Below are 12794 nucleotides of genomic sequence, written 5' to 3'. Positions count from 1 at the left end.
ACTGCGGGGCCGGCGTGCGGCCGACCCCGCAGTCGGAGCCGGTCAGCCCAGGAGGTCCTTGAACAGGTCGAACTGCTCGTTCACGAACGTCGTCCACTCGGCCGAGTCGCGGTAGACCACGAGGTTGCCGGCATCCTTCTGGAACTGCTGGTAGGTGTCGGACTCGACGGCCTCCTTGACGGCGGCCTCGAGCTCGCTCTTCACGTCATCCGGCAGGCCCTTCGGGGCGTAGATGCCGCCCCAGCCGCCGAAGACCACGTCTTCGCCGATCGCCTCGTCGGCTGTCGGCACGTCCTCGGCGTCGGGGTGACGCTCGTCGTTGAGGACTGCGAGGATGCGCACGGCCTCGCCCTGCGCGAGAGCCTCGCCCAGGCCGGACACGGCGGCGACGGTCTCACCGGAGGCGGCGGCGGCGACGGCCGTCGCTCCACCGTCGTAGGGAACCGGCGTGAACGCGGCGCCGGTCGCGTCGCCGAGGCCGATCGTCGCGGCCTCCCAGATGGAACCCGCGCCGGAGTTGGCGACGGTCACGGCGCCGGCCTCGGCCTGGGCGACCAGGTCTTCCAGAGTCTCGATGCCGCTGTTCGCGCCGACCGTGACGACACCGGGGGCGAGCATGATCTGGCCCAGCAGGTCGAAGTCCTCGGGCAGCACGTTCGCGCTCTGCGTGGTGTTGAGCATCGCGATCTCGACCGGGGCGAACCCGATGACGTAGCCGTCCGGATCCTGCGATCCGACGTATTCCATCGCGAGAGCTCCTGCCGCACCCGGCATGTTCTCGGGGATCACGCTGACGCCGAGGATGCCCTCGAGCTCGGTCGCGAGGGCACGCGACGACAGGTCGGATCCACCGCCCGGGTTCGCCTGGATGATCAGACGGATGTCATTCTCGGGAAAGGCGGATTCCGCGTCTTCACCCTCTTCGACCTTCGTGCAGGCCGACAGGACGAGAGCGGTGGCGGCGACGGCCGCGAGAGCGGCGGCGGCCCGGGTGATGCGCTTGCGGGGCATCTTTGCTCCTCTACGTGGGTCGACCTTGTTGTCGACCCCCTGACCGTATCAGTGTTGACTGTTAACAGTCAACACTGATACCGGTATACAACTCTCCGCCACCGCCTGTCATCCGCGCCCCGGCAGGTGCGAGTATGAGAGCAGCTACGAGGGGAGCGGAGCAATGTTCGATGAACGCAGACGCCAGCAGGCACTGGAGGAACTCGGGATCCTGGACACACCACGGGATGAACGAGTGGATCGGGTCGCCAGGCTGGCTCAGCAGATGTTCGGTATGCCGATGGTGAGCGTCTCGCTCCTGGACGGCGACCGCCAGTGGCGCAAGTCGGAGATCGGACTCGGCGGGCGAGAGGCGCCCCGACAGGATTCGTTCTGCGACTACACGGTCGGCCAGGACCGCACGGTGGTGATCGAGGATGCCAGCGCGACCGAGAACTTCGCGGCGAATCCGTTCGTGGTCGGTGATCCGCACCTCCGGTTCTACGCCGGGCACCCGCTGCACGCACCCGGCGGCGAACCGGTGGGAACGCTGTGCGTCCTCGACACCGAGCCGCACACCTTCTCGGAGGCGCAGCGCGACCTGCTGCGCGACCTCGCCTTCTGGGTGCAGACCGAGCTCGCGGCCGACGCCGAGCTCGATCAGGCCACTCTGATCCAGAGCGCGCTGCGACCGCACTCGCTCCCCACCATCGCCGGCTACACGATCGCGGGCGGGGGCGCCTCGCGTGGCCGCCTGGCGGGTGACTTCTACGACCTCCGCCTCCACGGCGGCGCGCTGCGCATCACCCTCGCCGACGCGATGGGCAAGGGCACGGGTCCCGCCATCGTCGCCGCGGGCGTGCGCGCCTCACTGCGCACCGCTCCCGAGCGCAGCATCGCCGAGGCCGTCGCCGACGCCGACCGGCTGCTCGAGGAGGACCTCTCCGATACGACGATGTTCGTGACGGCGGTCCACGCCGAGCTGCAGCCCGAGACCGGCGATCTCGAGGTGATCGACGCCGGGCACAGCCTCGCGTTCATCCTCCGAGCCGACGGCTCGTGGGAGCACCTTCGCTCGACCGGCCTCCCCCTGGGGATGGGCGCCGCCCTTCCGGACCAGGATGCTCGGGAGTCCCGGAGCACGCGCCTCGAACCCGGAGACGCCTTCGTGTGCTGCAGCGACGGCCTGCTCGACGTGCTCGACGCCGATGACCCGTTCGCCCACGTGGCCCGCGTGCTCGACGCGCTCGGTCCCGATGGGGCGATCAACGAGGCGCTGCAGCTCATCTCGGACGATCGAGCGACCGACGACATCACCGTGGTCGTGGTGCGGCGCGACGCATGACCGCCCGCTTCGCCGCGATCCGCATCATCGCGGTGCTGTCGGTGCTGCTCGGTGTGAACTACGTCGCGTGGCGCTGGCTCGAATCGGTGAACTGGTCGGCGTGGTGGATCGCCGTGCCCCTGGTGATCGCAGAGACCTACAGCCTGATCGACACCTTCCTCTTCTGTCTCACGATGTGGCGGGCCAAAGAGCGGCCGGCTCCCGTGTCGCCGCCTCAGGGCACGGTCGACGTGTTCATCGCGACGTACAACGAGCCGATCGAGCTCGTGATGACGACCGCGCGAGCAGCGCGCGGGATCGCCTATCCGCACACTACCTGGATCCTCGACGACGGTGCCCGACCCGAGCTCGAGCGGGCCGCCCGCGACGCCGACATCGGCTACCTCACCCGCTCCGACGACTGGATGGGCAAGCCCCGTCACGCGAAGGCGGGCAACCTCAACAGCGCGCTCTTCGAGACCGACGGAGAGTTCCTCCTCATCCTCGACGCGGATCAGATCCCCGATCCGCTGATCCTGCACCGCACGCTCGGGTACTTCGCCGACGACCCGGAGGTCGCCGTGGTGCAGACCCCGCAGTGGTTCGTCAACGTCGACGAGGCCGATCCGCTCGGCAGCCAGGCGCCGCTGTTCTACGGCCCGATCCAGCAGGGCAAGGACGGCTGGAACGCGGCGTTCTTCTGCGGATCGAACGCCGTGCTCCGTCGCGACGCCCTGATGCAGCTCGGCATCATCGGCTACGTGCGCGAGGTGACGGACACCGCGGCTCGCGCGCTGCGCACCTCCGAGACCCTGGTCGAGAAGGAGATGCGCTCGGCATCCGATCCCGAACTCCGTCGCGAGCTTTTCGCACTGCACGTGACGATCGGCCAGAGCCGTCGTGATCTCGCCGGCGGGGCGCCCGTGCGCGAGGTCGCCGACGCGGTGCTGGCTGCGGTGCACAACGCCTCGGTGATCCTGGTCGCCAAGGATCTCGCCGGCATCAGATCCGACCTCGCGGAGCTGGGCTCCCTGCCGATCGCCCACGATGCGCAACTCGACGCGATCGTCGTCGACGAGGCGGGCCTGACGGCGCTCGCCCAGTCGGATCTGTCGCCGATCACTGCTCTCGACGCCGTACGAGCGCTGCTCGACGCTCTCCGCCTCGACCGCGGCGACGAGGCGCAGCCGATCCTTCCGCTCGCCACGATCTCGGTCACGGAGGACATGGCCACCGCGATGCAGCTGCACTCGCTCGGCTGGCGCAGCGTCTACCACCACGAGATCCTGGCGAAGGGCCTCGCGCCCGAGGATCTGCGGACGATGCTGACGCAGCGCCTGCGCTGGGCACAGGGCACGCTGCAGGTGATGCTGCGCGACAACCCGCTCGCGAAGCGCGGACTGTCGATCGGGCAGCGGCTGATGTACTTCGCCACGATGTGGAGCTATCTCTCGGGGTTCGCCGCCGTGATCTATCTCACGGCGCCGGTCGTCTACCTGGTGTTCGGCGTGCTTCCCGTGACCGCCTGGTCGGTCGACTTCTTCGTGCGGTTCCTGCCCTACTTCCTCGTCAACCAGCTGCTGTTCCTCGTGGTCGCCAAGGGGCTGAGAACCTGGCGCGGGCAGCAGTATTCGCTCGCGCTGTTCCCGGTCTGGATCCGCGCATGCTGGACGGCGTTCGCGAACGTGGTCTTCGGCCGCCCCCTGTCGTTCGCAGTGACGCGCAAGGACGGACGGGATCCGCGAGGAGTGCCGTGGCGCGAGATCTGGCCGCAGCTGACCGCGATGGTCGTGCTCAGCGTGGCGCTCGTGATCGGCATCACCCGCGTCGTCATCGGAACGGGCGACGGCACCGGCACCCTGGTCAACACCGTGTGGGTGCTGTACGACCTCGTCGTGCTCAGCGTCATCATCCAAGCCGCCCGCTACCGCGGACCGGCCCGAACCCTCGAGGAGGAGAACCATGGATCTCAGCACTGACATCAGGGACGGCTTCGCCGTGGTCTCCCTGTCCGGACGCCTCACGGCGACGGGAGCACCGCTGCTCCGCAAGGCGGTGAACGACCTCGTGGCCGGAGGCGAGTCGAGGATCGTGATCGACATGGCCGACCTGCAGTTCGTCGATTCGTCGGGGCTGGGAGCCCTCGTCGGCGGTCTGAAGAGCGCCAGGGTCGCCGGCGGCGATCTGCGCATCGCGGCAGTGCCCGAGGCGGTGCGGACGGTGCTGCACCTGACGAATCTCGACCGCGTGCTGCTCGACCACCCGACACCCGAGACGGCGTTCGATGGGCGTTGAGGAGCGCCGGGCGCACGTCGCGGGCCTCGCCGGCCCCGCCTTCGTCGAGCACGTCCTCGACGCCCTGGACGCCCTCTGGGAGTCCGCCCCGCATGTGGCGCCGGAGGACCGCACGCTGTTCGCACTGGCGGTCAGCGAGGTGTCGACGAACATCGCCACGCACGCTGACGCGCAGGGCGAGCCGGATGTCGGCATCACCGTCGAGGTCGACATCGAGGTCGGCTCCGACGACCTCGTCGCGACCTTCGTCGACACGGCCGATCCGGCCAGGATCGACTGGGATGCGGTCACGATGCCCGGCGTCGACAGCGAGAGCGGACGCGGCCTCGCCCTGTCGAGCGCTGTGCTCGACGATTTCGAGCACAGCGGCGATGCGACCGGCAACACCTGGGTGCTGCGTCGTCGCCTGACGCCTCCTCCCGCCTGATCCGGACGGAGATCTGTCGGAGACCGTCAGAGATCCGACGCGCAGGCGCCGTCAGGCGGGTCGGTCGGCGAGCTCGCTGAGCATCCGGTCGCGTGCGCCGTCGAGGTGGGCCGTGAGCACCGCCGCAGCCTCGTCGGGGCTGCCGGAGCGCATCACCTCCATGAGCTTCATGTGGTCGTCGGACGACTCGTGGAGGTCGTCGTCGTGGTTGATGGTCACCTCGAGGAGCGACGCGAAGGTCGGCAGGTACTGACTCCACGCGCCCTGCAGACGCGGGTGGTCGGCGAGGACGTAGATCTCGGAGTGGAACTCGAGGTCGGCGGCGACGAAGGCGGCGTGATCGCCCCTGTCTGCGGCCTGACTCATGCGATCGACCGCAGCCGCCATCGATGCCCAGCGCTCGTCGTCCTCCACCCTCATGGCGCGCGACAGCGCGAGCTGCTCGAGGGCGCCGCGCAGACTGTAGAGCTGATCCACGTCGTCCTGCGAGAGCCCGGTGATGTACACGCCCCGAGGGCGCTGCACTTCGACGAGCTTCTCGAAGCTGAGCTGGGTGAGGGCGTCGCGGATCGGCCCCCTGCTCACCGAGAACTCCTCGGCGAGGGCCTCCTCGGTGATGCGCGCGCCGGGCGAGAGCTCGCCGCGCACGATGCGCTGACGCAGGACCTGCGCCACCTGCGCGCCGAGGGACTCTCCGCGCTTGACGGTCTGTGTCACGGTGACCTCCTGTTAACTGTTGACAGGATACACACCGACGGGGGAACGCCCCGTGGGGCGCTCCCCCGCATGCTCAGCTGAGCCAGGCGGGAACCCGACCGCGCAGGAAGGCGCCGTCGAGCGAGAAGCGGCCCGCGCCGGTGAACGCGAGCGCGAGGGCCGCGACGCCGAGAACCGCGACGAACTCGTAGCCGCCCTCGCCGACCCAGAGGCCCGCCGGAAGGTGCACCGCGAACAGGGCCACGATCATGTCGATCGCGAGCAGGATGCCGACGGGGCGTGTGAAGAGTCCCAGCGCCAGCAGGATGCCGCCGATCAGCTCGATGAAGGCGACGACCGGAGCCGCGATCTCGGGCAGAGGGATGCCCATGCCTGCGAAGCTGCCGATGGTTCCGGGGAGGGTGTACTCGAAGATCTTCTGCGCCCCGTGAGCGGCGAAGACGGCGCCGACCACGACGCGGAGGACGAGCAGTCCCAGCGAGGCGGCGGCAGAGGGGCGGGTGGTGTTCGTCATGAGGAGGTGTTCCTTCGTGGCAGGACACCGCGCGCCAGGCGCGGAGCAGGGGCGATCCCTGCATCCACGCTATGAAGACGACTTTTCCGTCTCCTGTACGAGTCGCGGGGCAGACGCCCGCCCCGTTCTCTTCCGTAGACTCGCCGGATGGCATGATGCGCGACATACGGGAACATCGGGCACAGCCGGAAAGGGGCAGAGGCGAAGGTGAGGGCACGATCGGTGTTCGGCGTGCTGCGCCTGACGACAGCAGCCGTCTGCACCGTCGCCCTCGTGCACCGCCTCTTCTGGGGTCTGAGCTCGCGGACGATCGCCGGCGAGAACTTCTTCGCCTATCTCACCGTGCAGTCCAACTGCGCCCTCGTGGTCGTGCTGCTGATCGGCACGGTGCTCGCCTTCATCCGGGCGACGGACCCCCGCTGGTTCACCGTGGCTCTGGCCCTCGTGCTCACCTGGACCATCACGGCAGGGCTCGCCTTCGCGCTCATCGTCTGGCAGGCGGGTCTGCGCGGCATCCGCGTCGACGTGCCCTGGTCGGACCAGGTGCTGCACTTCTACCTGCCGGCCTGCACCGCCCTCGCCTGGGTGCTCACCCCCGGGCACCGCGGGGTGCCGTGGTGGGTGGTGCCGACGGCGCTCACCTTCCCGCTCGCCTGGGGCGGCGTCACCATGTGGCGCGGACCGTCGGTGGGCTGGTACCCGTATTACTTCCTCGACCCGCGGCAGGTGTCCGGCCCGCCCGAGTTCCTGATCACCAGCGCAGTGGCCCTGGCGATCTTCGCTCTCGTCGCGACGGTGATCGTGCTCGTCAGCAGGATGCGACGGCGCGGCCACGAGCGGCCGGAGGTCTGAGCACGCTCGAGCCGGCAGGATCAGGCTCGCGTGATCAGGCAGGGGGCGAGCAGGCTCGTGCGATCAGGCAGGGGCACTGAGGAAGGGCGCGAGCGAGGCGATCGCGGCCTCGACCGCCTTCTGGTCGTTCAGCTCGGCGAATGTGCCCGCCGCTTCTCCGCCGACGATGCCCACCACGACGTTCTCGCCGGTGGCCGGTGCGAGGTTGATCCACGTGCGGATCAGCGCATCGCCGCCGACCACATGCCAGAGCGTGGCGGCGGAGGCACCCGCTGCATCGGCGCCGTCCTCGGGCTCGGGCTCGGGCTCGGGCTCGGGCTCGGGCTCGGCCACGATCAACGGATCCTCGAAGCGCAGCCACACCGTCTCGATGCGCCCCATGCCGAGTTCGGCGATCGCTCCGCGGTGACCGAAGGGCAATGCGGGAGAGAACTGCAGGCCCTCGCTCTTCAGCACACCGAGCGGCACCGTGATCAGCACGCGGTCGAACGACAGCGATTCGCCCGAGGCGATGCCGAGGCTGACTCCCGCTTCGTCGTAGGCGACGCGACTGACCGGCGACGAGAGGCTCAGCTTCGCACCCTCGAGCAGCCCCTCGATCGCCGGGGTGAGGTCGCCGAGTGGCGCCAGCATCTCGTCGACCGGCAGTCGCGGGGGGAACCACGTCGAGACATCGGACGCATCGGCGCCGGCACTGGCGGCCACCGAGGCGAGCAGTGCTGCCAGCCCCGGCTCCTCGAGGTCGGCACCCGCCGCCGCGAGCGCGTCGTCGAGAGACGCGTCGGTCAGGCCCTGCTGGGCAGTCGCTATGGCGGCCTGCACCGGCTCGATCGGCACCGGCTCGACGTCGCCGTCGGTCGACCGCCACAGCGAGCCGGTGACCGGAACCGTGCGGATGTCGAGGGCGTTGAGAGCGTCGAGCAGGACGTCGTCGGAGGACCCGAGCAGCCAGCCGCCCAGCTGAGCGGGGAACGGCCAGGCCTTGTCGTCGACCACGGACTGGACGCGTCCGCCGACGCGGTCGCGGGCCTCGAACACCGTGACCTGCAGCCCCTCGGCGACGAGGCGGGCTGCGGCGGCCGCACCCGCGAGTCCTGCACCGACGATCGCCACACGCTCACCGCTGTCGGCCGCGCGGAGGAGCTGATCGGCGGCCCGGTCTCCAGATCGGAGCGCAGCCGCGATCGTGCCCGGCGCGTCGACATCCGTCGCCTCGCCGGAGATGAACAGGCGGTCGTCGATCGGCTCGGCCAGCGCCTCGCGGGCACTCGCCTGCGTGCCGACGGGAGTGAAGCTCGCGGCGCCCAGCGCGAACGGGTCGGTCGTCCAGGAGCTGCGGGCGAACGCCGCGGGCGTGATCGACCCGGCGGTCGGCTTCGGAGTCGGCGAGCGATCGGGCGTGGGAGACGGCGCCGGCTCGGGCGTGCAGGAGGCCAGCAGGACTCCCAGGACACCGGCTCCGGCGCCGATCAGCAGTGTGCGACGCGTCATCCTCATCGTGTCGCAACGATACCGCGCGCGGGTGGACGACGCGTGCCGGCTGCACCCTGCGAGCCGCGAGCTGTCAGCCCCGGCCCGGATGCCAGAGCACGACCTCGGCCGATCGACGCATGCGGCGACCACTGGGCATCGGGATGACACCGGCGGATCCTGCTGCGAAGACGCGCATGCCCGGGCGGTTCTCACGCTCGGCGCGCAGAGCGGCGTCGAGTTCGGCGACGCGGCGGCGCAGCATCCGGTTCTCGTCTTCGAGGTCGAGAAGGCGTGCGATCGCAGGAAGGCTGACGCCTTCCGACGACAGCTGAGCGACTTCGCGGAGCTGCTCGATGTTGCGGGTCGAATATCGGCGTGAGCCGCCGGACGTCCGGCCGGGCACGACGAGCCCGATGCGGTCGTACTGTCGCAGGGTCTGCGGGTGCAGCCCCGAGAGCTGGGCGGCGACGGCGATCGCGAACACCGGGGTGTCGGCATCCATGTGCTGGTCAGCCATGTTCCCTCACCTCTTCCTCGGTGTTCGCGTTCGTCATCATCAGGTGCTGCGGTTCTCTAGCGGCGGGCCTTGGCCATCAGGTCTGCCCGCGGATTCTCCGAGGGCTCGAGCGCCTGGAACTTCTCCAGCGCCTCCCGAGCGGCTTCATCGAGGTGCGACGGCACCGCGATCTGCAGCTCGGCGAGCAGGTCGCCGGTGCCCTTCGAGGTCGTGACCCCACGCCCCTTGACGCGCAGAACGCGTCCGGACGGCGTACCGGGCGCGACACGGAGCTTGACCGTGTCGCCGCTCAGAGTGGGAACCTCGATGGTCGCGCCGAGGGCGGCCTCCGTAAAGGTCACCGGCACGATGACGCGCAGGTTCAGCCCCTCACGGGTGAAGACGGGATGCGGTCGCACAGCGATCTGGACCACCACGTCGCCGCTCTCGCCGCCGTCGGGCGAGGGACGCCCGCGGCCGCGCAGCCGGATCTTCTGACCGTCGGCGACGCCCGCGGGGATCTTGACCTTGAACGGCTTGCCGTCTTCGCCCTGCAGGGTGATCGTCTCGCCCTGCACGGCCGTCACGAAGTCGAGCGTGGTGCGCGCCGTGACGTCGGCCCCCTTCTGGGGTCCGCCGAAACCGCGGTATCCGCCGGAGGTCTGCCCGAACCGACCGGAGCCGAACGAGCCGCCCTGACCCTGGTTGAACATCGCGAAGATGTCCTCGAAGTCGGCGGACTGCTGCTGCCCGCGCCCCTGCTGCCCGAACCGGCTGAAGACGTCTTCGAAGCCGCCCGCGCCCGCGCCGCTCGCCGTGAAGCGTGCGCCCGAGCCCATCGCGCGGATCTCGTCGTACTCCTTGCGCTGTTCGGCGTCAGAGAGCACGGAGTACGCCTCGCTGACCTCTTTGAACTTCGCCTCCGCCTTCTCATCACCCTGATTGGAATCGGGGTGATACTTGCGAGCGAGCTTGCGGTACGTCTTCTTGAGATCAGCGTCGCTGACGTCCTTCGTGACCCCGAGGGTCTTGTAGAAGTCCTTGTCGAACCAGTCCTGGCTAGCCATCGATCACCTACTCTGCGGGTACGGCGACGACGACCTTCGCGGGACGCAGCTCGACGTCACCGAGGCGGTAACCCACCTCGACGACCTCGAGCACCGTGGTCTTGTCGGCGCCCGGGGTGGGCTGCTGGAAGATCGCCTCGTGACGCTGCGGGTCGAATTCCTCGCCCTTCTCGCCGTACGAGACGACACCGAGACGCTCGACGACCGCACGCACCTTGCCGGCGATGACGGCGAAGGGAGTCCCCTCGACCAGGTCACCGTGCTGCGCGGCGCGGTCGAGATCGTCGAGCACGGGGATGAGGCCCTTGGCGGCCTCGCCCTTCGCTCGCTCGATCTCGACCTGGCGCTGCTCTTCGGTGCGGCGGCGGTAGTTGGCGTATTCGGCCTGGAGGCGCTTGAGGTCGTTCAGCAGCGTCGACTCCAGGTCGGCGAGCACAGCATCCTCTGCTGCGGCCTCGCCGGTCTGGGTGGCGCCGAGGATGTCATCGACCGTCAGATCGTCGGGGGCGCCGTCGACCGGCGTCTCGTCGGATCCTTCTGCGGCCGCGGCCTCGCGCGAGTCGGGATTCTGCGGCGCGGGGCCGGATGCCTGAGCATCCGACCCCTCGCTGCGAACCTCGTCGTCACCTTCGAAGTTCTTGTCCGTCATGATTACTTCTTCTCGTCCTCGTCGTCGACGACCTCGGCATCGATGACGTCCTCGTCGGAGGAGGTGTCATCGGCCGGAGCCTCGCCCGCGGCGTCGGCGCTCGGAGCGCCCTCTGCCTGGGACTGTGCGTAGATGGCCTCGCCGATCTTGCCCTGCGACTGGTTCAGCTTGTCGAACGCGGTCTTCACGGCCTCGTCGTCATCGCCGGCCAGAGCCGTCTTCAGAGCGTCGACGTCGGCCTTGACCTCGGTCTTGACGTCTTCGGGCAGCTTCTCGTCGTTCTCGGTGATCAGCTTGTCGATCGAGTACGCGAGCGTCTCGGCCTGGTTGCGGACCTCGGCGGCCTCGCGGCGTGCCTTGTCCTCAGCCGCGTGCTCCTCGGCCTCGCGCACCATGCGCTCGATGTCCTCCTTCGACAGCGACGAGCCGCCGGAGATGACGATCGACTTCTCCGTGCCCGTGCCCTTGTCCTTGGCGGACACGTGCACGATGCCGTTGGCGTCGATGTCGAACGTCACCTCGATCTGCGGGATGCCGCGGGGAGCCGGGGCGATTCCGGTGAGCTCGAACGTTCCCAGGGGCTTGTTGTCGCGGGTGAAGTCGCGCTCGCCCTGGAAGACCTGGATCGCGACGGACGGCTGGTTGTCGTCTGCCGTGGTGAAGGTCTCGCTGCGCTTGGTCGGGATGGCCGTGTTGCGCTCGATGAGCTTGGTCATCATGCCGCCCTTGGTCTCGATTCCGAGGCTGAGGGGCGTGACGTCGATGAGCAGCACGTCCTTGCGCTCACCCTTGAGGACACCGGCCTGGAGGGCTGCGCCCACGGCGACGACCTCATCGGGGTTGACGCCCTTGTTGGCCTCCTTGCCGGTCTCGCGCTTGACGAGCTCGGCGACGGCGGGCATACGGGTCGATCCACCCACGAGCACGATGTGATCGATGTCGGCGACCTTGATGCCGGCTTCGCGGATGACATCCTCGAACGGCTTCTTGGTGCGGTCGAGGAGGTCCTTGGTGAGGTCCTCGAACTTCGCGCGGGTGATGGTCTCGGAGAGCGAGACGGGGCCCGACTCGGTCAGCGACAGGTAGGGCAGGTTGATGCTGGTGCTGGTCGAGGAGGAGAGCTCCTTCTTGGCCTGCTCAGCCGCCTCCTTGAGACGCTGCAGAGCGATCTTGTCGCCCGAGACGTCGACGCCCGTGGTCTCCTTGAACTGCTTGATCAGGTGGTCGACGAGACGCTGGTCCCAGTCGTCACCGCCGAGGCGGTTGTCACCCGCGGTGGAGCGCACCTGGATCGTCGAGAAGTCGTCGTCCTTGCCCACCTCGAGGAGCGAGACGTCGAAGGTTCCGCCACCCAGGTCGAAGACCAGGATGAGCTCGTCCTCCTTGCCCTTGTCGAGGCCGTAGGCGAGGGCTGCGGCGGTCGGCTCGTTGATGATGCGCAGGACGTTGAGGCCCGCGATCTCACCGGCCTCCTTGGTGGCCTGACGCTCGGCGTCGTTGAAGTACGCGGGGACGGTGATGACGGCATCCGTCACCGTGTCGCCCAGGTAGGACTCGGCGTCGCGCTTGAGCTTCTGGAGGATGCGCGCGGAGATCTCCTGCGGCGTCCACTTCTTGCCGTCGACGTCGAACGTCCAGTAGGTGCCGACGTGACGCTTGACGGATGCGATGGTGCGATCGACGTTCGTGACGGCCTGGCGCTTCGCGGTCTCACCGACGAGCACCTCGCCGTCCTTCGTGAATGCGACGACCGAGGGGGTGGTGCGGAAGCCCTCGGCGTTGGCGATGACCTTGGGCTCGCCACCTTCGAGGACACTGACGACGGAGTTCGTCGTACCGAGGTCGATTCCAACAGCACGTGCCATGTGATTCTCCTTTGTTGCTGAGGTTGATGTGGGTCTGGAAATCCGGGGCGATCAGGGAAACCTGAGTCGCGATGACTCAACTGTACTCCGACCCCCCGAGGCTGTCAAATGAAGTTGATACAACC

Annotated in this window: 13 protein-coding genes; 5 read left to right on the top strand and 8 right to left on the bottom strand. The window is 68.7% G+C overall.

Features of this window, described 5'->3' with window-relative positions:
* Nucleotides 1–42: 42 nt before the first annotated feature.
* Entirely contained in the window at nucleotides 43–1011 is a 969-nt protein-coding gene (locus tag LQZ85_RS12490) for a tripartite tricarboxylate transporter substrate binding protein (RefSeq protein WP_053098055.1), read from the bottom strand.
* 163 nt (nucleotides 1012–1174) lie between these two features.
* On the opposite strand from LQZ85_RS12490, the gene LQZ85_RS17890 reads away from it, so the two are divergent.
* Genes LQZ85_RS17890 through LQZ85_RS12465 form a run of 4 tightly spaced genes read left to right on the top strand, consistent with a single transcriptional unit; the run spans nucleotide 1175 to nucleotide 5036 of the window.
* On the top strand, nucleotides 1175–2335 hold the full coding sequence (locus LQZ85_RS17890) for a GAF domain-containing SpoIIE family protein phosphatase (protein ID WP_082586440.1): 1161 nt from the start codon (nucleotides 1175–1177) through the stop codon (nucleotides 2333–2335).
* Nucleotides 2332–4293, top strand: coding sequence for a glycosyltransferase family 2 protein (locus LQZ85_RS12475; RefSeq protein ID WP_053098056.1), 1962 nt, complete (start codon nucleotides 2332–2334; stop codon nucleotides 4291–4293). Before LQZ85_RS17890 ends, LQZ85_RS12475 begins: the two co-directional genes overlap by 4 nt.
* Complete coding sequence (locus LQZ85_RS12470) at nucleotides 4277–4609, top strand: STAS domain-containing protein (protein WP_230100938.1); 333 nt, start codon at nucleotides 4277–4279, stop codon at nucleotides 4607–4609. Before LQZ85_RS12475 ends, LQZ85_RS12470 begins: the two co-directional genes overlap by 17 nt.
* Nucleotides 4599–5036 (top strand): ATP-binding protein, encoded by a 438-nt coding sequence (locus LQZ85_RS12465; protein WP_056275267.1) that lies wholly within the window; start codon nucleotides 4599–4601, stop codon nucleotides 5034–5036. The genes LQZ85_RS12470 and LQZ85_RS12465 overlap by 11 nt, the downstream gene beginning before the upstream one ends.
* Before the next feature lie 51 nt (nucleotides 5037–5087).
* On the opposite strand, the gene LQZ85_RS12460 is transcribed toward LQZ85_RS12465, so the two are convergent.
* Both LQZ85_RS12460 and LQZ85_RS12455 read right to left on the bottom strand, forming a co-directional pair.
* Complete coding sequence (locus LQZ85_RS12460) at nucleotides 5088–5753, bottom strand: GntR family transcriptional regulator (RefSeq protein WP_053098059.1); 666 nt, start codon at nucleotides 5751–5753, stop codon at nucleotides 5088–5090.
* 73 nt (nucleotides 5754–5826) lie between these two features.
* On the bottom strand, nucleotides 5827–6267 hold the full coding sequence (locus tag LQZ85_RS12455) for a DoxX family protein (protein WP_056275271.1): 441 nt from the start codon (nucleotides 6265–6267) through the stop codon (nucleotides 5827–5829).
* A gap of 207 nt (nucleotides 6268–6474) precedes the next feature.
* Between LQZ85_RS12455 and LQZ85_RS12450 the strand changes: the two genes are divergently transcribed.
* Nucleotides 6475–7119: a Pr6Pr family membrane protein gene (locus LQZ85_RS12450; RefSeq protein WP_230100937.1), complete on the top strand. Its 645-nt coding sequence runs from the start codon at nucleotides 6475–6477 to the stop codon at nucleotides 7117–7119.
* Nucleotides 7120–7182: 63 nt separating this feature from the next.
* Here LQZ85_RS12450 and LQZ85_RS12445 read toward each other — a convergent pair whose 3' ends face one another.
* The 5 genes from LQZ85_RS12445 to dnaK form a co-directional block, all read right to left on the bottom strand.
* A complete protein-coding gene (locus LQZ85_RS12445) occupies nucleotides 7183–8610 on the bottom strand; it encodes an FAD-dependent oxidoreductase (protein ID WP_230100936.1) in 1428 nt (475 codons plus the stop codon).
* A gap of 73 nt (nucleotides 8611–8683) precedes the next feature.
* Entirely contained in the window at nucleotides 8684–9109 is a 426-nt protein-coding gene (locus tag LQZ85_RS12440) for a MerR family transcriptional regulator (protein ID WP_230100935.1), read from the bottom strand.
* Nucleotides 9110–9165: 56 nt separating this feature from the next.
* On the bottom strand, nucleotides 9166–10155 hold the full coding sequence (locus LQZ85_RS12435; RefSeq protein ID WP_053098064.1) for a DnaJ C-terminal domain-containing protein: 990 nt from the start codon (nucleotides 10153–10155) through the stop codon (nucleotides 9166–9168).
* Between the two features lie 7 nt (nucleotides 10156–10162).
* A complete protein-coding gene (locus tag LQZ85_RS12430) occupies nucleotides 10163–10804 on the bottom strand; it encodes a nucleotide exchange factor GrpE (protein WP_053098065.1) in 642 nt (213 codons plus the stop codon).
* A gap of 2 nt (nucleotides 10805–10806) precedes the next feature.
* A complete protein-coding gene (gene dnaK, locus LQZ85_RS12425; protein WP_230100934.1) occupies nucleotides 10807–12669 on the bottom strand; it encodes a molecular chaperone DnaK in 1863 nt (620 codons plus the stop codon).
* Between the last annotated feature and the right edge of the window lie 125 nt (nucleotides 12670–12794).

It is taken from the genome of Microbacterium sp. Bi98, from assembly GCF_918698045.1.
In the GTDB taxonomy this organism is placed as follows: Bacteria; Actinomycetota; Actinomycetes; order Actinomycetales; family Microbacteriaceae; genus Microbacterium.
This window is presented reverse-complemented; position numbering and strand designations above follow the sequence as displayed.